This is a genomic window from Fulvivirga kasyanovii (assembly GCF_009711405.1).
In the GTDB taxonomy this organism is placed as follows: domain Bacteria; phylum Bacteroidota; class Bacteroidia; order Cytophagales; family Cyclobacteriaceae; genus Fulvivirga; species Fulvivirga kasyanovii.
The window spans coordinates 1-22,546 of record NZ_SMLW01000576.1 but is presented as its reverse complement, the minus strand read 5'-3'; the positions used below and the strand labels follow the sequence as shown (position 1 = coordinate 22,546).

Annotated in this window: 17 protein-coding genes and 1 tRNA gene; 8 read left to right on the top strand and 10 right to left on the bottom strand. The window is 42.3% G+C overall.

The window, feature by feature from the left end:
* Positions 1–1,639: signal peptide peptidase SppA (gene sppA, locus E1163_RS15490; RefSeq protein WP_155173360.1), on the top strand; the 1,639-nt coding region annotated here is incomplete at its 5' end.
* Positions 1,640–1,794: 155 nt separating this feature from the next.
* Positions 1,795–2,790 (top strand): biotin synthase BioB, encoded by a 996-nt coding sequence (gene bioB / locus E1163_RS15485; RefSeq protein ID WP_155173359.1) that lies wholly within the window; start codon positions 1,795–1,797, stop codon positions 2,788–2,790.
* A gap of 156 nt (positions 2,791–2,946) precedes the next feature.
* Here bioB and typA read toward each other — a convergent pair whose 3' ends face one another.
* The 3 genes from typA to E1163_RS30590 all read right to left on the bottom strand — a co-directional run bounded on the left by typA (position 2,947) and on the right by E1163_RS30590 (position 5,937).
* Positions 2,947–4,752: a translational GTPase TypA gene (gene typA, locus E1163_RS15480; protein ID WP_155173358.1), complete on the bottom strand. Its 1,806-nt coding sequence runs from the start codon at positions 4,750–4,752 to the stop codon at positions 2,947–2,949.
* A gap of 750 nt (positions 4,753–5,502) precedes the next feature.
* On the bottom strand, positions 5,503–5,667 hold the full coding sequence (locus E1163_RS30595) for a hypothetical protein (RefSeq protein ID WP_185156101.1): 165 nt from the start codon (positions 5,665–5,667) through the stop codon (positions 5,503–5,505).
* 105 nt (positions 5,668–5,772) lie between these two features.
* Positions 5,773–5,937, bottom strand: a complete 165-nt coding sequence (locus tag E1163_RS30590; protein ID WP_185156100.1) for a hypothetical protein — start codon at positions 5,935–5,937, stop codon at positions 5,773–5,775.
* A 367-nt stretch (positions 5,938–6,304) separates the two neighbouring features.
* Between E1163_RS30590 and E1163_RS15475 the strand changes: the two genes are divergently transcribed.
* The 4 genes from E1163_RS15475 (at position 6,305) to metG (ending at position 13,512) form a co-directional block, all read left to right on the top strand.
* Complete coding sequence (locus E1163_RS15475) at positions 6,305–8,416, top strand: tetratricopeptide repeat protein (protein ID WP_155173357.1); 2,112 nt, start codon at positions 6,305–6,307, stop codon at positions 8,414–8,416.
* A 477-nt stretch (positions 8,417–8,893) separates the two neighbouring features.
* Positions 8,894–9,148 carry an HTH domain-containing protein gene (locus E1163_RS15470; RefSeq protein WP_155173356.1) on the top strand — a complete coding sequence of 85 codons (255 nt, stop codon included), beginning with the start codon at positions 8,894–8,896 and terminating at the stop codon, positions 9,146–9,148.
* Positions 9,149–9,247: 99 nt separating this feature from the next.
* Complete coding sequence (locus tag E1163_RS15465; RefSeq protein WP_155173355.1) at positions 9,248–11,383, top strand: tetratricopeptide repeat-containing sensor histidine kinase; 2,136 nt, start codon at positions 9,248–9,250, stop codon at positions 11,381–11,383.
* 77 nt (positions 11,384–11,460) lie between these two features.
* Positions 11,461–13,512 (top strand): methionine--tRNA ligase, encoded by a 2,052-nt coding sequence (metG, locus tag E1163_RS15460; protein WP_155173354.1) that lies wholly within the window; start codon positions 11,461–11,463, stop codon positions 13,510–13,512.
* Between the two features lie 56 nt (positions 13,513–13,568).
* Here metG and pth read toward each other — a convergent pair whose 3' ends face one another.
* The 6 genes from pth to purL form a co-directional block, all read right to left on the bottom strand.
* Positions 13,569–14,129: an aminoacyl-tRNA hydrolase gene (gene pth, locus E1163_RS15455; protein ID WP_155173353.1), complete on the bottom strand. Its 561-nt coding sequence runs from the start codon at positions 14,127–14,129 to the stop codon at positions 13,569–13,571.
* A gap of 159 nt (positions 14,130–14,288) precedes the next feature.
* A complete protein-coding gene (locus E1163_RS15450) occupies positions 14,289–14,912 on the bottom strand; it encodes a 50S ribosomal protein L25/general stress protein Ctc (RefSeq protein ID WP_155173352.1) in 624 nt (207 codons plus the stop codon).
* A gap of 41 nt (positions 14,913–14,953) precedes the next feature.
* The gene (locus E1163_RS15445; RefSeq protein WP_155173351.1) at positions 14,954–15,892 is read right to left on the bottom strand and encodes a ribose-phosphate pyrophosphokinase; all 939 of its coding nucleotides are present in this window, start codon (positions 15,890–15,892) and stop codon (positions 14,954–14,956) included.
* Between the two features lie 52 nt (positions 15,893–15,944).
* Positions 15,945–16,017: transfer RNA gene (locus E1163_RS15440), tRNA-Gln, on the bottom strand.
* 85 nt (positions 16,018–16,102) lie between these two features.
* Positions 16,103–16,681 (bottom strand): DUF4136 domain-containing protein, encoded by a 579-nt coding sequence (locus E1163_RS15435; RefSeq protein WP_155173350.1) that lies wholly within the window; start codon positions 16,679–16,681, stop codon positions 16,103–16,105.
* Positions 16,682–16,780: 99 nt separating this feature from the next.
* The gene (purL, locus tag E1163_RS15430) at positions 16,781–20,476 is read right to left on the bottom strand and encodes a phosphoribosylformylglycinamidine synthase (protein ID WP_155173349.1); all 3,696 of its coding nucleotides are present in this window, start codon (positions 20,474–20,476) and stop codon (positions 16,781–16,783) included.
* A 231-nt stretch (positions 20,477–20,707) separates the two neighbouring features.
* On the opposite strand from purL, the gene E1163_RS15425 reads away from it, so the two are divergent.
* Positions 20,708–21,073, top strand: coding sequence for a hypothetical protein (locus tag E1163_RS15425; RefSeq protein ID WP_155173348.1), 366 nt, complete (start codon positions 20,708–20,710; stop codon positions 21,071–21,073).
* 18 nt (positions 21,074–21,091) lie between these two features.
* On the opposite strand, the gene E1163_RS15420 is transcribed toward E1163_RS15425, so the two are convergent.
* Entirely contained in the window at positions 21,092–21,898 is an 807-nt protein-coding gene (locus E1163_RS15420; protein ID WP_343033846.1) for an alpha/beta hydrolase, read from the bottom strand.
* An 80-nt stretch (positions 21,899–21,978) separates the two neighbouring features.
* Between E1163_RS15420 and E1163_RS15415 the strand changes: the two genes are divergently transcribed.
* Positions 21,979–22,546 (top strand): RNA polymerase sigma factor (locus E1163_RS15415; RefSeq protein WP_246223710.1); only part of this gene is annotated, 568 nt, incomplete at its 3' end.

Below are 22,546 nucleotides of genomic sequence, written 5' to 3'. Positions count from 1 at the left end.
TCAAGTATCAGAAAAGTCGGTCCTTCATATCAAGCTTGACAAGCCTATTTCGGAAGTGGAGTTTAATAATCCGTTTGCTGAGCTGGATATGTTCCCTACTGCGCCTAATACCATTGGCCTTGTGCAGTTGAAAGAAGCCATCAGAAATGCGAAAGATGATAATAAGATCAAAGGTATTTACCTTGAAGCTCCATACGTAATGGCCGGTATGGCTGCTACTGAGGAGATCCGCGATGCACTGAATGATTTTAAAAGTTCAGGGAAATTTGTTGTTGCTTTCAGCGAATTCTACAGTGAGGCGGGCTATTACCTTTCTTCTGTGGCTGATAAGGTCTACATGCACCCCGAGGGGAGTTTGGAGCTTAACGGGCTCAGTGCCAACCTTACCTTTTTTAAGGGATTATTTGATAAGCTGGACATAGAGCCGCAGATATTCAGGGTTGGAGACTTTAAAAGTGCGGTTGAGCCCTTCGTGAGAAAGGATATGAGCGAAGAAAACAGGCTGCAGCTAACCTCCATGCTTAACTCTGTTTATGGCAATGTAATCTCTAAAATAGCGGAGTCAAGAAATATAGCTCCGGAGAAGCTCATGGAAATCTCTGATAACATGCTGGTAAGGAGGCCTAAGGAAGCTGTGGAGTATCACCTGGCCGATGATCTTGTATATTTTGATCAGGTAGTTTCTGAACTAAAAGCTGAGATAGGGGTAGAGGAGGATACGGACCTGAACCTGATCTCTTACCAAAAATACAAAGAGAGTTTTAGCACCTACAAAAGCTCAGATAATGAAGTGGCCGTTATTGTGGCTTCCGGCGATATTATATCAGGCAAGGGCGATGTGAATACCATTGGTTCGGAGAAGTTTTCAGAAGAGATCCGCAAGGCAAGAAAAGACGATGACATAAAAGCTATTGTAATCAGGATCAATTCTCCGGGAGGAAGCTTTGTAGCTTCGGATGTAATGTGGAGGGAGATAAAGCTGGCAGGTGCAGAGAAGCCGGTGATCGCATCGATGTCAGATGTTGCGGCGTCGGGAGGTTACTACATGGCTATGGCCTGCGACACTATAGTTGCCCAGCCCAACACCATTACCGGTTCAATCGGTATCTTTGGTATTATATTTAACCTACAGGGCTTTCTTAATAATAAACTCGGCATTACCCACGATGAGGTGAAGACTGGAGCGCTTTCCAGCATCTACAATGTTACCAGGCCACTGACCGATCAGGAAAAGCAGATCATCCAAAATGATGTGGAGGATGGCTATGAGACCTTTGTCACTAAAGCCGCTCAGGGCAGGAACATGAGTGTGGAGGAGCTTAAGAAAATCGCTTCAGGAAGAGTGTGGACAGGAAGCCAGGCCAAAGCCAATGGTTTGGTGGATATTCTTGGTGATCTTGAAGCAGCCATTGAAATAGCTGTCCAAAAAGCCAATATCCAGGACGACTATAAAGTGAGATATTACCCCAAACAACAAAACATCTTTGAAGAATTTATGAAGGAACTTGAAGGTGAGAGAAGTACGAAAATCATCAAAGAAGAAATGGGAGAGTTTTATCCATACCTGGAATCAGTGAAAAAAGTTAAAGAGCTGAATGGGCTACAGGCGAGAATGCCTTACGAATTCTATTTGAATTAATAGTTAAGCACCCAAACAGGGCAGATACCGGCTACCAAGCCTGTTTGAGTCAATTTCTTTGCTCAAAAGCAATGACCTTTGATGATTATGTGTTTACTTTGATCCCATATTTCCTTAAGGGAATGTCAGATTGATTTAAAAAAACTATTTATATAATGACTGAAATAAGAAACAACTGGACCAGGGAGGAAATTACTGAGATATACAATTCTCCGGTTTTGGATCTCATGTATAAAGCAGCCACTGTACATAGGGAATATCACAATTCCTCGGAAGTTCAGGTATGTACTTTGCTTTCGGTTAAAACCGGAGGTTGCCCGGAAGACTGCTCATATTGCCCTCAGGCAGCCCGGTACCATACAGATGTAAAGGCGCATAAACTATTACCGACAGAAGAAGTTTTGGCCAAGGCCAAAGAGGCGAAGGATTCTGGTAGTACACGTTTTTGCATGGGTGCAGCCTGGAGAGAAGTCAGAGATAATCGTGATTTTGACAGAGTGCTTGATATGGTGAAGGGCGTTAACAGTATGGGATTGGAAGTATGCTGTACCTTGGGAATGCTTACAGAAGAGCAGGCTCAAAAACTGAAGGATGCAGGCCTGTATGCCTACAACCATAACCTCGATACCAGCGAGGAGCACTACGATGAAATAATCTCAACCCGCACCTATGACGACCGTCTTGATACTTTGAAAAACGTACGCAATGCGAAGATATCCGTATGCTCCGGAGGTATCATTGGAATGGGAGAAAGAGATGAGGACCGTGTAGGAATGTTGCACACTTTGGCTACGCTGCCAGAGCACCCCGAGTCTGTACCTGTTAATGCCTTGGTGCCCGTTGAAGGTACACCTTTGGCTGAGCAGCCCCGTGTTTCGGTATGGGAAATGGTAAGGATGATAGCCACTGCAAGGATCATTATGCCTAAGGCTATGGTGAGGTTATCTGCCGGGAGGGTAAGAATGAATATGGAAGAGCAGGCACTTTGCTTTATGGCCGGAGCCAATTCTATATTTGCCGGTGATAAACTGTTGACTACCCCTAACCCTGACGTGGTACAGGATGAAGAAATGTTCCAGGTGCTAAACCTTAAAGCCAGAAAAGCATTTAAGGGAGAAGCCTCGGTAAAGCTTGAGCAGATACCTTTGTAAGCCACTGCTTACCCTACGAAATAATAAAACGCCCGGAAGATAATCTTTCGGGCGTTTTTTATGATTAATGGGGCTTACAAATTAAAGAAAAAAAGGTCTGCAACCGATGGTGCAGACCTTCCATAGCACAGTTTGCTAACTGTTTTTGTCTATTGCTTATTGTTCTTTATTAGACATTCTCTTACGCTCGTTCTCGTCAAGGTAGATCTTCCTCATTCGGATAGACTTAGGGGTCACTTCAAGGTATTCATCTTTTTGGATGTATTCCATGGCTTCCTCTAGTGAAAACCTTTTAGGAGGAGCGATCTTGGCGTTGTTGTCAGAACCTGATGCCCTCATGTTGGTAAGTTTCTTACCCTTTTGCACGTTTACTACAAGGTCGTTATCCCTGGAGTGTTCACCAATTACCTGTCCTGTATACAGATCCTCACCAGGCTCAACGAAAAATATACCTCTGTCCTGAAGTTTATCTATTGAGTAGGGAGTGCCGGGACCGTTTTCCATAGAGATCAGTGATCCGTTGATCCTTCCCGGGATATCACCTTTATAAGGAGCATACTCTTTGAATCTGTGCGTCATGATGGCCTCACCGGCAGTTGCGGTAAGCACGTTGTTTCTCAAACCAATCAGACCTCTTGCTGGAATATCAAATTCAAGGTGCTGCAGGTCACCCTTAGGCTCCATGATCTTCAATTCACCTTTTTTAGCACTTACCAGTTCGATAACCTTACCGGAGCTTTCCTGAGGAACATCCACTACAAGGTGCTCGATAGGTTCATGTTTTACACCGTCAATTTCCTTGATGATCACCTGAGGCTGACCTACCTGCAACTCATAACCTTCCCTTCTCATGGTTTCGATCAACACTGACAAGTGAAGGATACCCCTGCCGAATACGTTAAACTTATCCTCTGAGGAGGTATCTTCAATCCTTAAAGCCAGGTTTTTCTCAGTTTCCTTGTATAATCTGTCTCTCAGGTGGCGCGAGGTTACAAATTTACCCTCTTTGCCGAAGAACGGACTATTGTTGATAGTGAAGAGCATACTCATGGTAGGCTCGTCAATAGCTATACGAGGAAGAGGTTGCGGGTTGTTGATGTCGGTTACAGTATCGCCAAGCTCAAAGTCATCGATACCTACAAGCGCACAGATTTCTCCTGATGATGCTTCCGGTACGCGTTTTTTACCAAGGCCTTCAAAAATATGTACCTCTTTTACTTTACATCTTTTAACAGAGCCATCCTTTTTGGTCAAACCTACAGTGTCACCTTCTTTAACGGTACCTTGGGCGATCCTGCCTATGGCAATACGGCCTACATAAGCAGAAAAGTCGAGGGAAGTGACACGCATTTGCAGCACACCTTCATTTTGTGGTGCAGGTGGAATATGCTCGATAATAGCATCCAGAAGCGGGAATATATTGTCGGTAGGTGTTTTCCAGTCAGTGTTCATCCAGCCTTGCTTTGATGAGCCATAAAGCGTAGGGAAGTCAAGCTGGTCTTCTGTAGCGTCCAGGTTAAACATCAAGTCAAAAACCTGCTCATGAACCTCGTCAGGACGACAGTTCTCTTTGTCTACTTTATTTACAACCACAATAGGTTTCAAACCCAGGTCGATAGCCTTGCCAAGTACAAAGCGGGTTTGCGGCATGGGGCCTTCAAAGGCATCAACCAACAAAAGAACACCGTCGGCCATTTTCAAAACCCTCTCCACTTCACCACCGAAGTCGGCGTGACCAGGAGTATCGATAATATTTATTTTTACGTCTTTATATCTTACTGAAACGTTTTTGGAAACAATGGTGATCCCTCTTTCTTTCTCCAGGTCCTCATTGTCCAAGATAAGATCGTCAGTCTCCTGATTCTCCCTGATAATTTTTGAGGCGTGAATAATTTTGTCAACCAAGGTAGTTTTACCGTGGTCAACGTGCGCTATAATAGCGACATTACGAATATTTTGCATTAGCTTAAAAATTAAGCCGCAAAATTACTAAACTAAACGCAAAGAATAGTTAAACCAAAATTAAATTTAATTAATACTGGAATGATAAATGGTATTTCCGTACATCAAAAGGAGGGGTGAAATTTAAGCAAACGCTACTGGCTGAAAATCAATGAATTATAAAAAGTTCATTTTAAATTTATATTCCTGTCATGTAATGTTTGAACCTTTTAATTTACAAATACGTAGTCATTCTTCACAATTGGTAAGTAACCTTATGTGATGAGGTTGCATATTGAAAAATAATTTCAATATTACATCATTTTTCTCCCACATTTGCAAGCTCCTTTCTCCTGCTTTTGCCTTGAATAACAGGTGTTTGCAGGCTTGCCTTTGACTGTAATTATTTATTTACACTTACAGTTTCAGTGCAAATTTAGGGGTGTACACCATTAAGTTATGCCTGGTATGCCCAATAAATAATGATCATACAACAACCTTATAAGGGCTTTTGTTTAGCCTTTGAAAGAAAAAATGTCAAGCTCCGGACGCGGCCATAAAAAGGGCCGATCTTAAAACTTGTGGATTGAGCGGAACCGAAAAATAAGATCCGCACCTAGAAGCTTATTACTGGGAATCAGTAAACTGTGTCTATCGCTATTGATCCTGGTCGCCAACTGCTTTGCTGATTGTTATTAACAGTTGTCTGTCAAAAACAGAATAGCAAAGTCAGAGTCTCCCCGAAAATTCCCCTTAATCTTTAAAACCTCTTTAAAACTGGTTCTCGTCCTGCAAAGCAAACCCATCTGTTGGTTGGTCATGCTTTACAGTTTCGGTCTGAGTTTTTTTGGCTACAGCACTTTTATTTATAGTAATGAATGAAAATGAGGCGATCACAGCTACTGCGAAAGCAACGATGGCTATTTTAGCTTTCATAATACAATTTATTTTATTTGCGAAATCAACCAGATGGACTGGCATGCATGCCAGTGACCGGATAATGGCTCATTTCTATATTATTTGAACTAAGGTTACGTTAGGTTAAAACTGGTTCTCATCCTCCAGGGCAAAGCCGCTTACAGGTTCTGCCTGCTGGGATATCGGAGCCTCTTTCTTCTTAGAAAATGACTCCTTGTTGATGGTTATGAATGAGAATGAGGCGATTACAGCTACTGTAAAGGCTATAATTATTACTTTTGTTTTCATGGCTGCTGAGTTTAGAAGTTAGTGTCACTTTCTCCATGACCAATGGTAGAATGATCGGATTTGTTAGAGTCCGGACTGATTTCTTCTTCAGTGCATGAAGAAAAAATGGTAGCTAAAAAAATAATGGCTAGAATTGTAAATAGTTTGGCTTTCATAGTTATATTGGTTTATAGTTTGTAATGCTTGTTTTATATTTTTTAATTTTTTCTGAAATTTTAACTTCGAAAAGGTGCTCATTTTTTGAGTATTTGTTGTAAAAACACCTCCATTTCTTACATGTTGATATTGTTCAGTATAAATTATTTTTGCCGTTGTTTTTACATTTGCTCACAAATGTGGGATAGAATATTGTAGGAATCTATTTAAAATGTGTCAAAATATTACATGGGTTGTTAAAGTTAGCATTATTCCATTTCTCCGATGGAAGGCAATCACCTTTATATTCCTTCTGAGTTTTGTCAGTGTATTGGGTTTTGCCCAGTCCAAAATAGATTCACTGAAAGAAAGGGTTAAGAGCGATGATTTTGAAGTAAAGAGTAATGCCCTGATGGAATTATTCATATCCTATCGACTTACCGACCTGGATAGTGCCTTGTATTTTGCAGAGCGATCACAGGCATTATCCTACGGCATAGGGGACAGCCTGATGATTGTGCGGACAGAAATAGCAATAGGCTATGTGTATCAGGAAAAGGGATTTTACCAACTGGCCATTGATCATTTTCAAAATGCGCTCCGCATTGCCCGGCGAAACGAGTTTAAAGACCGTGAAAAATTTGTATTGAATAACCTGGGGCTTACCTATTACTATTACGGTAAGTATGATGAAGCGCTACAATACCATTTTCAGTCTTTATCCCTCCGGGAGGAAGAAAAGAATCAACTGGAAATAGCCATTTCATGTAACAATATTGGACTCGTTTACTACCAGATCAAAGATTATAATAAGGCCATTGAATATTTCAAAAGGTCATTGGAAATCAAAAAGTCGCTTAAAGATGAAAGCAAAATAGAGGGTACTCTGATCAATCTGGGATTGTGCTTTTCTGACTTGAATAACTATGATGAGGCGGTAAACAATTTTACAAGAGTATTAAAACTCTGTGAACGCAATGGCTGTGAAGATAGAATTAAAGTAGATGCACTAAATGGTGCAGCATTGGCATACTATTCTCTCGATAATGCCGAACAGGCCGAGGTTTACTTACGGGAGGCTATCGAAATTGCCACCGGTGTAGGTCTGCAAAGCCATGTAGTAAATAATACCCATTATCTGGCAAGAATTAAAAAAGAAGAAGGAAACATAGATGAGGCGCTGGAGCTTCTGCATGCCAGTCAGACACTTGCCGAAGAAATAGATTCAAGGGTCTGGGTAAATAAAAATTATAAGCTCTACGGAGAAATATATGCCTTGCTGAATGATTTTGAAAAGGCATATGGCTATCAAATGAAGTATGACTCTTTGAGCGGGTTAATCTTAAACGAAGAAGTCATACAAAACCTCGCTAACATTCAAATCAATTATCAGGAAAAGGAAAACCTGGAAACTATAAGCCTTCAAAAGTCCGAAATATCCAGAAGAACAACACTTTTGATCCTTTCGATCATTATAATCTTTTTGGCTGTGGTTATTTTGGTTATCCTCTACAGAAACAACCAGCATAGAAGGAACGTCAACAGAAAGTTGTATGAGGCCAACGAGACTATTGAAAAGCAGAATCTGGAGCTGACTAATATGAACACGGTGCTGGAAGAGCGTGTGAGGGAACGTACGCAGGAGCTTAATGCTTCTAATGCGGCTTTGTTGAAATCCAATACTGAACTGGATAACTTTATTTACAAGACCTCTCACGATATTAGGGGGCCACTGGCTACCTTGCAGGGCGTTTGTAATGTAGCTCTGATAGATATAGAAGATGAAAAGTCAATCGACTACTTCAACAAACTGAGCAAAACAGCGGAAAGGTTAAATGAGATACTTTCTAAGTTGCTGGTTATCAATCAGATAAATAACTCTCTGATCTCAGAAGAACCCATTGATTTTGATGCCATGGTCACGGATATTATCAGTGAACAACAAAATGCAAAAACATTGAAGGCCATCTCTGTTGAAAAAGAAATCGAATGTAATTTGCATTTCAGGGGCGATCAGGACCTTTTGAGGATCATCCTTACCAATCTTATCAGCAATGCCTTTAAGTTCTATAATACCTCCGGTCGTATTGATTCCTTTATCAATATAAAAATATTCAGTAACGATCGGCTGCATGTGCTGGTGGTGGATAACGGGATAGGCATTGACGAAAACGTTTCATATAAAATCTTCGAGATTTTCTCCAAAGCCTCGGATATGTCAGATACAGCAGGGCTTGGACTTTACCTGGTTAAGCTGGCAGTGGAAAAGCTTGGAGGAGAAATAACGCTCAGTAAAGCCCCTGGAGGTTTTACACAATTTGAAGTAATCCTTCCTTATCACTAAACGCAAATTATTACTCCTCATTGAAGGGGTTGTCAACTGCTGCTATGTACAAATACGAAAAGTTTCCCGGCGGAGGACTCCATGCATTTTGACTTGTACACACCTGAATATAATGCACGTCAGGCTTAGCAGTGGGTAGGGTAAATGCAGGTCTCAACTGTCTTTCCTGTAGAATTGGTATCAAGCGTAAAACCTGTGGAGTAAATAGATTGGAAAGTAAAGTAAGTGATGTGAACTTGCCACTGAAAATCAGTAAACCACCCTTATTGTTATATTATACGAGTTTGCCAAATGCTTTTGCTGACTACTATTAACAACTGTTTGTCAGCAAAGGGGTGAAAATTTAGGGTCTCCCCGGAAATTCAGCTTGATCCTAGAATTGGACGTGACTTTTTAACCTTTAAGTATTATAGAATTGGCCTGCTATTAATATAATAGTATAGAAGAGCCCATCTGTAGACATAAAAGCCTTATGCTATGACTAACGACGAAAAGAGAAATCTTTATCTCCGCCTGGACCGAATGATCAGAATGAAATATAAAGGAGGGGCATCGGCCCTGGCTAACCGGTTGGGAGTTTCCAGAAGTACGTTTTTCCGGTGCATTGAAGAAATGAAAAGTATGGGAGCCCCGATTTATTACAACGAATTATCACAGCGCTATTGCTACGAAGAAGAAGGGAGCTTCGCTTTTGGTTTTATCAGGGACATTACTTTGGAAAGGCGTGATTAAAAGAACATGAGGTATTATTAACGCAGAATAATTGGCATGCTATTAATTTTTTTCTAACTTATTGAGTTATTTCTAGTTTGAAACAAACTCAGTCAGAGTATGCGTGCTCTTTGGATGGTCCTATTTTTCGTTGTGGCCAACTTTTCAGTTGTATGTAGCCAGGAAGTCGATAGCCTTATCGGCAAGCTGTCAAGCGCCTCAGGCAACAACAGAGTTGACATTTTGCACACACTTGTGGTCAAAACCTGGTTAAACTACCCAAAAGATGCTATGAGCTATGCCAGAGAGGCTTATGATCTTTCTGTACAGCATGGAGATCAGCAGCAAATATCAAAATCTTTGCGGCTAATAGGTGGAGTCTACTATTACCTTGGCGATTATGACTCTGTACTGGTTTACTCCAACAGGTCCCTGAAAATAGCCAATGCAATTCAAGATACTGTACTTATTAATAATGCCTTTAACAACATAGGCCTGGCCTATTACAATATGGGCAGCTATCAGGGGGCGCTTGAAAATCTGTTGCGTTCTCTCAACCTTAAACAGGCAATCAATGAGGTATATGGTAAAGCCCTAACTTTAAATAATATAGGTTTGGTGTATGACAAGCTCAAGGATTATTCAAAAGCCAGAGAATATTTCAACAGGGGTCTTGAGGTGGCTATGGTTAGTAAAGACTCCAACCTTGAGCTATATTCACTAAATAATATAGGTATAACCTTCCTGAAAGAAGGGGATCTGGTCAGGGCGAAAAGCTTTTTTGAGAGCTCATTAAGGCTTGGGGTTGACAACAAAAACTGGAATGCAGTAGCCTATAGTGGTTTGGGGCAGATCTACCAGCAGCTTGGTGCATATGGGAAGTCAAGGAAATACCTGGACACTTCCTTGAGCTTGAGAGAAGAGATATCTGAGAAAAATGGTATCTCTGAAATTTACTATTACTACAGTAAAGAGGCTCAGAGGAAAGGAGAGTATGACAGCGCACTGGCTTTTTTGAATAAGAGCCAGGAAATAGCCGAGCAAATAGGCTCGAAGGAGCGCATGTTTGAGAATATCAGTTTGTTTTCGGATCTATACCACCAAAAGGGAGACATCAATAAAGCTTATGACTATAAAGCGCGCCTGCTAAGACTTCGGGATACCCTTTTCAATGAGGCACTTGCGCATAATCTGGCAGCTATCCAGTTGAAAATACAGGAGGAAGAGAATCAAAAAGTGCTGGAAAAGAAGGAGCGGCAATTGATTATAAACCGAAAGATCAACGTATTCCTGATCATTATTTTTAGTTTGGTTTTTCTCCTGGTAGTTTTGATATTTTACGCTTACCGGCACAACCGTAAGACCAATAAGGCACTGGCAGAAAGAAATATGGAGGTGATGTCGCAGAAAGAAGAAATTGAAGCCCAGAAAGAAATACTCATCTCAAAAAATGCAGAGCTTGAAAAGGCCCATGCCCTGATAACTGAGCAAAACGAAAAGCTGGCCACATACAATATTCACCTTCAGGACAAAGTTGACAAAAGTACTCAGGAGCTGGAGAGCCGAAACCAGGAGTTGAAAATGGCCAATCTCGAGCTGGATAACTTTCTGTATAAGTCATCACACGACATTAAAGGGCCATTGGCTACATTGATGGGGATTTGTAATGTAGCCCTGTTGGATATCAACGACGTTAAGGCCCTTCGATACTTTAAAATGCTTTTACAGACATCATCCGGGCTCAACGATATCCTTACAAGGTTAAAGACGATAAGCGACATCAACAGTCTGGAAGTGAAATATAAAAAGATAGACTTTGAGCAACTGATTGTGAAGTGTATAGAACAGGTGCAAAATATCGAAGGTACGGAAGACTTTAAAGTAACCTATAAAATAACCTCCGACCTGAAATACTACTCCGATCCATTGCTGGTGGATCTGATATTCTTCAATATGATACAAAATGCTGTCAGGTTTAAGGTGCCTGATCGGGCCAGTATAATAAAGATCAGAGTGGCCAGGGGAGAAGATAGTAGCTGTTGTGTTATCCATTTCATGGATAATGGCATAGGCATAAAGGATGAAGACGTGGATGATATCTTTCAGATGTTCTCTAAAACAGCGCTGCGCCACCAGACTATAGGACTCGGACTGTATATTGTAAAACAAAGTGTGCAAAAGCTTGGGGGAGAAATTATGCTGCTGAATGATGACAAGGCCTATACCCATTTCAGGGTGGTGCTCCCTTCTTCATAAATTTCCTGTTATACGGAGGATAATTAACATTTGCTTTTAATATCTTCTATCTTTGCGGCATTAACCAATGATTAATAATGCCTGATAAAAAATTTGATAGACATACCATAACAGCGGCACTTCCCTACGCCAACGGCCCTGTGCATATCGGTCATCTTGCAGGAGTATACGTGCCTGCCGACATATACGTCAGATATTTACGCAGTCGTAAAAAGGATGTGTTGTTCGTATGTGGGTCCGATGAACACGGGGTAGCGATCACTCTTAGAGCGAGAAAGGAGGGAGTCACTCCGCAGGAAATTGTAGATAAATATCATACACTGATTAAAGATTCTTTTGAGAAGCTCGGGATATCTTTTGATATCTACTCCAGAACCTCTAACCAGGTGCACCATGAGACTTCTTCCGAGATGTTCAAAGAGCTTTATGAAAAAGGGGTTTTTGAGGAAAAGACCTCTGAACAGTACTACGATGAGCAGAGCAAGCAATTCCTGGCCGATCGCTACATTATAGGTACATGTCCTAACTGTAATTATGACCAGGCTTATGGTGATCAGTGTGAGAAGTGCGGCTCGTCATTGAGTCCGTCTGAGCTGATCAATCCCCGGTCTGCTTTAAGTGGGGATAAGCCGGTGCTTAAGGAAACCACGCATTGGTACTTCCCAATGAACGACTATGAGAATTGGCTGAGGCAGTGGATACTTGAAGGGCATAAGGAGTGGAAGAGCAATGTATATGGTCAGTGTAAGTCATGGCTTGACGGTGGGTTAATGCCCCGTGCGATGACAAGGGACCTGGACTGGGGCGTGCCCGTGCCTGTTAAAGGGGCGGAAGGCAAAGTGCTCTATGTATGGTTTGACGCACCTATTGGCTATATTTCGGCGACCAAGGAGTGGGCACAAAAGAATGGTCAGGACTGGGAGCCTTACTGGAAGGATGAAAACACAAGGTTACTCCACTTTATTGGTAAAGATAATATCGTATTCCACTGCATCATTTTCCCCAGTATACTACATGCGGATGGCAGCTATGTATTGCCAGATAATGTACCGGCCAATGAGTTCTTAAACCTGGAAGGTAATAAAATAAGCACCTCTAAAAACTGGGCTGTGTGGCTACACGAATACCTGGAAGAGCTGCCGGGTAAGGAAGATGTGTTGAGGTATGTGCTTTGCGCCAATGCTCCGGAAACCAAGGATAATGACTTCACTTGGAAAGATTTTCAAACCAGGAACAACAGCGAACTGGTAGCTATATTTGGAAACTTCATCAACAGGTCTGTTGTGCTCACCAACAAGTATTATGAAGGTGAAGTACCTGAGCGTGGCGAATTGTTTGATATTGACCACGACGCTATTAAGAAAATAAAAGAGGCACCGGAGAAGATCGCAAAATCCATGGAAGCGTTCCGTTTCAGGGAAGCTCTCAGCGAGTTTATAGACCTGGCCCGAACGGGCAACAAATATCTTGCAGATACTGAGCCATGGAAATTGATCAAAGAGAATCCCGAGCGCGTAAAAACCATTATGAATATCGGGCTGCAGATAGCTGCTAACCTTGCAGTGCTGGGAGAGCCTTTCCTTCCCTACACGTCGCAGAAACTGGCTGATATGCTGAACCTGGATAAGCTGTATTGGGATGAGACAGGACAAATCGATCTGCTGACATCAGGCCACAAGGTAAACAGGGCAGAACTGCTGTTTGAGAAAATTGAGGACGATATAATACAACAACAAGTGCAAAAACTGGAAGATACCAAGGCCGCCAATGAGCTTGAAAATGTGAAAGCGGCGCCTGCCAAAGATGAAATAACCTTTGATGATTTTGTGAAGATGGACATCCGTGTGGGAACCATCCTTGAAGCTGAAAAAGTACGTAAATCGAAAAAGCTACTTAAGCTGAAGGTAGATACCGGAATTGATCAAAGGACGGTGCTGAGCGGTATTGCAGAACACTATGCTCCGGAGGATGTAGTAGGGCAGCAAGTGTCGATACTGGTCAACCTGGCCCCCAGGAAGATAATGGGAGAGGAGTCTCAGGGTATGATCCTGATGGCGGAAAACCTGGATGGTACGCTGCGTTTTGTTCAGCCTTCAGAAGCTGTGAAGCCTGGATCAGGTATCAGTTAAATTATCAATCTATTGTTCACCGTCCTCAGCAAACTGAGGATGGTGAATAGCTTTCCTTAGTCATTATATTGCGTCATAGTCCTGCTGATGCCAATAGTGCAAAACGACAAGATCATTTCATTGGCCTTATCCATCTTTTCAGGCAGTACATTAAATTCTTCTTTGGTAAAAGGACTTAGCACATAATCTACCTGCTGACCTTTATGGAAATTGTCCCCGATGCCGAATTTAAGCCTGGCATAGTTTGCTCCTCCGGTCACCTGCTCTATATTTTTCAGCCCGTTGTGACCTGCCGAAGAGCCTTTTGCCCTCAGCCTCAAATTGCCAAAAGGTAAAGCTATATCGTCAACCACAACCAGAAGGTTTTCTTTGGGGATTTTTAGCTCCTGCATCCAGAAATTGACCGCTTTGCCACTTAAGTTCATGTAGGTAGTGGGTTTGATCAGGTGTATCTGCCTTGCTTTGTGTTTAAACTCAGCTTTCATAGCCAACCTTTCTGTGCTAAAGGTTATGCCTTCCTGCTCGGCAAGCCTGTCGAGGGTTAGGAACCCGATGTTGTGTCTTGTTATTTCATATTCAGGGCCAATATTGCCCAGTCCGGCTATCAGGTATTTCATGAGTTATCTGGCTTTTCAGTTTTTGAATAACAGTAAAAACAAAAAGGCTGTCTGAAAGTCATTTAGATATCTGAGGGAGTAGGTTAGGAATTGCTTCTCGTCCCGCTCACTCAATCTGACTTGTAAGACAGCCTTTTGAATGATAAATATTACTAATGCTTAGCCTTCTGCACCCTCAGCAGCAGCCTCACCGGCTTCTTCTGCTTCTTCTACGTCAGCTTCCTGAGTTTTACCCCTAAGTGCTCTAGGGATCTCCACTACTGCAACAGAAGCAATTTTTGAGTCAAGGATCTCAAAGTTTTTCTCTTCGATCTCACCTACTTTTATCGCTTTACCGAAATCCAGTTTAGACAGGTTAACAGTAATATACTCAGGCATATCTTTAGGTAACGCTTTTACCTTCAGGTACCTTCTTTTCTTGATTAGCGTACCACCTTTTGTAACACCTGGAGCGTCGCCTTCGAAGTGTACAGGGATATCCATTTTAATAGATTTTCCTTCGAATAACTGTAGGAAATCCACGTGTAAAATAACTTCACTTACCGGGTGGAACTGAAGATCCTGCATGATAGCCTGATACTCTTGTCCTTCAACGTTAAGGTTTACAAAGTGTGCTTTGTCCGTGTAAACTAACTCACGGAATAAAATCATTGGCGCATAAAAATGTATCTGCTCATCACCACCGTAAAGTACGCAAGGAACATTACCTTCTGCGCGTAATTTTTTAGCAACTGATTTGCCGAGATTTGCTCTTTTATACCCTATAATCTCAACTGTTTTCATCGTATTGTTTATTTAGTTTTAAAAAATATGTTCTCTGTTAATTAAGATTCAATGAAAAGCGAGCTGATAGACTCGTGATCATGAATTTTGCGAATGGCTTTGGCGAATAGATCGGAAACGGTTAAAACCTTAATTTTCGACGTGTCCTTATCTGTTCTCAAAGGTAAGCTGTCTGTGACTGCCAGCTCTTCTAAAACCGAATTTGAAATGTTTTCGTAAGCCTTACCTGAAAGTACCGGGTGAGTTACAACAGCCCTTACGGATGTTGCGCCTTTGTCTTTTAGCAAAGCGGCAGCCTTGCACATGGTGCCACCGGTGTCTATAAGGTCATCCACCATTACCACATCTTTGCCCTCAACATCTCCTATAAGCCTCATAGTGGCCACTTCATTAGCTCTTTCTCTGTACTTATCACACACTACCATTTCCGCATTGAAGAACTTGGCGAAGCTTCGTGTCCTTTTTACACCACCTACGTCAGGAGATGCAAACATGATGTTTTCCAGGTTCAGGGAGCGGATGTATGGGATAAATATTGCAGTTCCGTCAAGGTGGTCAACAGGGATATCGAAGAAGCCCTGGATCTGGTCAGCATGAAGGTCGCAGGTCATAATTCGGTCTGCGCCGGCCGCTGATAAAAGGTTGGCCATAAGTTTTGCGGCAATGGCTACCCTTGGTTTATCTTTTCTGTCTTGTCTGGCATATCCGAAGTAAGGCACTACCACGGTTACATATTTTGCACTGGCCCTTTTGGCTGCATCGATCATGAGCAGTAGCTCCATGAAATTGTCAGCGGGAGGAAAGGTAGATTGAATGATGAAAACATCGCACCCCCTTACTGACTCCGTGAAGAAAGGTGACATTTCTCCGTCGCTAAATTCTTGCAGGGTTACCTCACCGAGAGGCTTGCCATAAGCATGAGCAATTTTAGTAGCAAGATATTTAGTTGATTTGCCGGAGAAAATCTTTACGGATGCCATTTTTGCGCGTTTTGCCTTTAAACAATTAAGGCGGACTTTTGTCCGCCATTTGTTGCCCGACTAGGGCTCGAACCTAGACTCTTCTGAACCAAAATCAGACGTGTTGCCAGTTACACCATCGGGCATCATTTAATTCCCTTATTTTTGGGATGGCAAAGGTAGAATTAATTTTGTAAAATGAAAAAATAGTTCCAGCTATTTTTTAAAAAATTATTGGGAAAGAATTTTTTGCTGTTCCTCAAGAAATCCGTCCGCAAAAAACTGGTATTTGTTCAGAATAGATTTTACCGCATTGTTTACATCCCGGATGTCTGTAAAGTCGACTTTTCCGTAGTAATCGGTGGCATATCCCTGCCAAATGGATGACTTCTGTTTGCGGTCAAAGATCTGAATAAGCAAGGTGCCTTCTTTCATACCTATCTTCATGCGTTGATACTCCAGGTCCCTGTCTTTCTTTGCCATCCAGTCTTCTATCTTGGGCTGGTTATAGCCTCTGAAATTTAAACTGTCGGCAAAGACACGGAAGGAAAGCAAAAGGTCAGGGCGGTTGGATTTTTTCTTGTAGCCCAGGAATTTCATATGAGACTCTATAGCATTGTAGATTGTGGTGCCACTGGTGCTCATCAGTTCCGCATTTTCACCTTGGATCAGAAAATCGTAACTGTTGTATTTGTCAAATCTGCCTTTGTAGCTGTAATCATATTCGACCGGTAATTCCCGGTAACTAAAACAGCCTGAGATTAAAACCAATAGCACGGAGGCGCAGGGAAGGAAGGTTTGTGCTTTCATAGACCATTGAATTTATACCGTGTGTATACATATAAATATAATTCAAATGGTTTTGTTTTAATAACAAACCAAAAACTTTTTATTGAAAGGTCGCTTCTGTTACAAAGCGACCTTTTTTTCTATCCATTTCTTTGCATTTACAAAGGCTTCTATCCACGGGCTTACTTCATCTTCTTTTCTGTCTGCAGGGTAGTTGGCCCAGTTCCAGGGATACAACGATCTTTCCAGGTGAGGCATGATAGCCAGGTGACGACCGTCTTTAGAGCTTAATGCCGCAGTAGAGAAGCCGGAACCATTCGGGTTACCCGGGTACTCATTGTATGCGTACTTGCTTACTATGTTGTAAGAGGCTTCGCTTTCCGGCAACACAAACTGCCCTTCTCCATGCGCCAGCCATACGCCAAGCCTGGAGCCTTCCAGTGAGCTTAGCATCACCGAATTGTTCTTCGGTATATCCAGGTTGATGAAAGACGATTCAAACTTTCCTGATGCATTGTGGTGCATCTTCGGGTGTTTCTCCATATCAGGGTATAGTAGCCCCAGTTCCATCATCAACTGACAGCCATTGCATACGCCAAGGCTTAGAGTGTCTTCCCTTTGATAGAAAGCATCCAATGCATTTTTGGCCTTTTCATTATACAGGAAGGCACCGGCCCATCCTTTGGCAGAACCCAGTACATCAGAGTTGGAGAACCCACCTACAAATACAATAAAATTAACATCAGAAAGATCTTCACGACCAGAAATAAGGTCTGTCATATGGACATCCTTAACATCAAAGCCGGCCAGGTACATGATCCAGGCCATTTCACGGTCTCCATTAACCCCCTTTTCCCTTATAATGGCGGCTTTTAGACCAGAAGGGGACTTCCTGTTGATATCCAGCCCATACTGGGAAAACTTACCGGTAAAGTTTTCAGGGAAGCCGTAGCTAAGCGGCTGGATCTTGTAATTTTCAAAGCGTTTGGTAGCATGCCCTTCTCCACTTTGACGCTTATCCAGCAAGTATGAAGTTTTAAACCACACATCCCTTAGCTTATCAATATCAAAATTGTAAGCTGTTTGTTGATGTTTAAGTGTAAATTCTCTTTGGCTGGAAAGCGAACCTATTTTTAGACCTTCAATACCCTGTTGCTTTAAAGCGGAAATAATTTCCTCTGCATTTTCCACTTGAAGCAGTAAGCCCGGGTTTTCACTAAACAATATCTTTATAATATCGCTTTGATTAATGCCGGACAGATCTATATTCAATCCAAGGTCTTTAGTAGGGAAGCACATTTCCAATAAGGCTGTGATCATACCGCCGGCAGAAATATCATGCCCAGCCAATATCTTGCCTTCACTGATCAGTTGCTGTACGGCCTTAAAGCCATTGGCGAAATATTCAGTATTCGCAATAGTCGGTGCCGCATTGCCTATTTTATTGACCACCTGGGCGAAAGAGCTACCGGCAAGTTTAAAGTCATCTTTGGAAAGGTCGACATAAATAATTGACGACTCAATATTTTTGAGGTCGGGACTGACTACCCGGGTTACATCAGAAACTTCGCCTACAGCACTAATAATAACCGTTCCCGGAGAATATACCACATCACCGTTAGGGTATTTCTGTGTCATTGACAGGGAATCCTTTCCGGTAGGTATATTAACACCCAGTGAGCGGGCAAATTGGCTTACGGCATCTACTGCTTTATAAAGCCGGGCATTTTCTCCATTGTTTTTAGCAGGCCACATCCAGTTTGCACTTAATGATACTCCTGACAGGCCATGCGTGAGAGGTGCCCATACCAGGTTGGTTAGCGCTTCTGCGATAGACAGCTTGGAGCCGGCTTCCGGATCTGTTAGGGCTGATACCGGGGCGTGGCCGATAGAAGTGGCAATACCCTTTTTGCTCTTGTAGTCCATCATCATTACAGCCACATCATTTAAAGGGAGCTGTATGGGGCCGCAGGTTTGCTGTTTGGCGACTTTCCCGGTTACAGAGCGGTCTACCTTATTGGTGAGCCAGTCTTTACAGGCTACCGCTTCAAGTTGAAGTACAGCTTCCAGATAGGTCTGTAGATGGTCTGTTTCGTAGGTTACTTCTTCAAAAGCCGGGTTTTCGGAAGTGTCTTCAATGATAGTTTTAGGCGATGAACCAAACATGTGTGAAAGGTCCCAGTCTATTGGGTTCTTGCCTGTTTTGTTATTCTCAAACTTAAAGTGGCCGTCACCGGTAACATCGCCTACTACATACATTGGCGAACGCTCACGGTCAGCTACCTTTTGTAAGGTTTCAATGTCCTTTTTCTTCATTACCAGTCCCATTCTCTCCTGAGACTCGTTTCCGGCTATCTCTTTGTCAGAAAGGGTAGGGTCACCTACCGGTAATTTATTGATATCTATGGTGCCACCTGTCTCTTCCACAAGCTCTGAAAGGCAGTTGAGGTGGCCTCCGGCGCCATGATCGTGGATGGAAACTATCGGGTTTTCGTCGCTTTCCACCATGGCCCTGATGGCGTTCATTACCCGCTTCTGCATTTCCGGGTTTGACCGTTGAATGGCGTTGAGTTCTATGGCATTTCCGTACTCGCCGGTTGCCACTGACGAAACCGCACTTCCTCCCATGCCGATGCGGTAATTGTCACCTCCAAGGATCACAATGTTGTCATCGGTTTGTGGCTTTTCCTTGATACTGTCTTTCTTTTTGCCATAGCCTATACCACCGGCCAGCATGATCACTTTATCAAAACCGAATTTTTTATTGTTTTCTTCATGCTCAAAAGTAAGTACACTGCCACTGATGAGAGGCTGCCCGAATTTGTTGCCAAAGTCACTGGCACCGTCAGACGCCTTTATGAGGATATCCATCGGCGTTTGGTACAACCATTTTCGCGGTTGTGTTTTGCCTTCCCACTTTCTGTCGTTCTCCAGTCTTGAGTACGAAGTCATGTATACCGCAGTGCCTGCCAATGGCAAACTTCCCTTTCCTCCCGCCAGACGGTCTCTGATCTCACCTCCTGAGCCAGTTGCTGCACCGTTAAAAGGTTCAACCGTAGTAGGAAAGTTGTGTGTTTCAGCTTTCAGGCTGATCACGGTTTCTATGTCTTTAGTTGTGAAATAGTCCGGCTTGTCCTGCGTTTTTGGGGCGAATTGCTCAGCCACAGGCCCCTGGATAAAGGCAACATTGTCCTTATAGGCCGAAACCAGTAAATTGGGATGCTCTTCGGAGGTTTTCTTTATCAGTTTGAATAAAGAAGATGGCATTTCCTTGCCATCTATTATAAAGGTGCCGTTAAATATTTTGTGGCGGCAATGCTCAGAGTTTACCTGTGAAAACCCAAATACCTCACTGTCAGTCAATTTTCTTCCCAGTTTCTCACTTACACCATTCAGGTAATCAACCTCTTCCTGGCTTAGGGCGAGGCCTTCGGCTTCATTGTATGCAGCAATGTCTTCTATTTCCTGTACAGGCTCGGGTTGCCTGTCTATGGTGAATAGGTGCTGGTCCAGGCCTGGGTAAATTACCTCCAGCATGGGGTCGTGCTTTTCATCAATAGACAGTACCTTCTGGAATTGCTCAATCCGAACGATTCCATTGATCCCCATATTTTGAGTGATCTCTACCGCATTGGTGCTCCATGGGGTTATCATCTCTTTTCGGGGGCCAATGTATGAGCCCGAAAGTGTAGCCTCTTTCATCAGGCGTGCATTACCAAAAAGCCATTCAAGCTTTTGAATATCAGTATCATTAAGATCTTTTGACAAGCCTACAGCGTAAGCATTTTGATCTTGATCGAGAAAAAATTTGATCATTAAATTGCGGGTTTGGGAGTAGTCAATTTTTCCACCGCAAAAGTAGGTAAACCTGACTCAATTAACAATGTAATTTTTGCCATGAAATTGTACAGCCTGTGGAAAAAGAAAGTTGATTGTTAATGGCAGGCTAATTAGTTTTATGGGTATGCAGGATAGTGATGAATTCTTAGAATTTTTTATTTTTAATGATTATTAGGTATTATTCCGGTTTAAATAAACAATAAAGTCTTGAATACAAGAGTCAGGAATAAATTAATACAGTTAGCGAGGACTGAAGGAAGTCCTATTTCATATCGCAGATTGGTAAATACTGCTGAGTTGGGTTTAAACCTTGAAATAAAGCATGAAAAACAATTACTGGGTACCATCTTAGATGAAATATCCATAGAAGAGCATGAAGAAGGGCGTCCGCTACTGAGTGCTTTAGTGCAAAACAAGAAGAACGGACAGGGGGACCGCTTTTATAAACTTGCAGAATCGCTGGGGTTTGGAGACTGGAAAGAATTAAAAAATGACAAGGACTTCAAAGACGAGCATATTATTAAATGCCGGGAGTTCTGGCAAAATGAAGAGAACTACAAAAAGTATTTTTAACAAATATTAAGTAAAGCCTTACTTAGTATTTTTCAAATGCTCGGCCACTTTTTCGATCAACTTGTTGTGCCCGCTTTCGGCAATATGGAGTTGGTAGTCCTGCACATACCTTAAAAGGTTTCGCATACCCTTTTCGGTAATGATCTTATCGTGCGTGCCCAGGAACATATGCATATCTATTTTATGGTGATTGATGAGGCCACCAATTTTTTTCATGCTAAAACTAAGCTCTTTAAAAACAACCCAGGCATAGTATACCCTTCTGCGTTTTTTTCGGGTGTTCATTTGGCTGGATGCAAATTTTAATATACCCTTTTCCACCAAGCCAGCTTTTTTTACCAGGTTGATCAGGTTAAAAAAGCGATGAGGCTTTACGATCATGCTTTTGAAGTAGTTCTTAAAAAGTACCGGGTAAGTGGCCAGGCTATACCATGCATTGGTTTTTATGCCGTCGGGAGCCAGCAGCATGACCTTCTCTATGCGTTCGGGATGGGCTTCCAGTGTGGCAAGCACAAATTTTCCTCCCAGGCTAAAACCACAAAGGGAAAAATTTTCAATATGATGGGTACGGATAAAATCATGGATAAAATCTTTCCAGAACGCCTTTGTCATTGGCGTGTCCAGTTCATTCCAGTAGCTCTTTCCATGATAAAACAGATCGAAGCTGTATATCGTATATTCTTTGACCAGGACATCAGCCAGAGGTTCAAAATCTGAACCCGACTGCCCAAAGCCATGAAAGGCGAGAAGCACTTTTTCCCCCTTTCCATATTTATGGTAGTGAACCTGATGGTTTTGAAATTGTACGGTTGCTGTGGTTGACACTAATTGATCAGTAACTTTTTTTAAAATATTTTCTAAACATATAAAATATTTCCGTCAGTCATCCGACTATACCCAGAGAGATGGCAAACGACGCAATAATATCACTAAAATTATCCATGATAAAAAAGCAGGAAGAAACCATAAAGAAGGAAAAAGGACGACTGCTTAATTTTATCCGGACCAAGGTCAATAACCTTGAAGATGCTGAGGATATCCTGCAGGATGTGTTATTGCAATTTGTCAATGGATATGGGGCCATCGATTCTATTGAAAAGGCTACCTCATGGCTGTTTAGTGTTGCCCGTCATAAAATCATAGACTCTTACAGAAAGCAGAAGGTGAGGTCTAACACTATAAATATGAGTGAAACTGCTGTCGGTGATGATGACCAGCCGCTGATGCTGAGTGATATATTGCCCGACCTTGGCCAGGCACCAGAGGAGCTTCACTTTCGTGAGATCATCTGGGAGCAGGTAACCCAGGCGCTGGACACTCTCCCTACTGACCAGCGCGAGATATTTATAAAACATGAATTTGAGGAAAGAAGCTTTAAAGAACTGTCAGAAGAATATAAGCTGCCTGTAAATACACTGATCTCCAGAAAGAGATATGCTGTACTGGCATTGAGAAAGAAATTAGAGACATTAT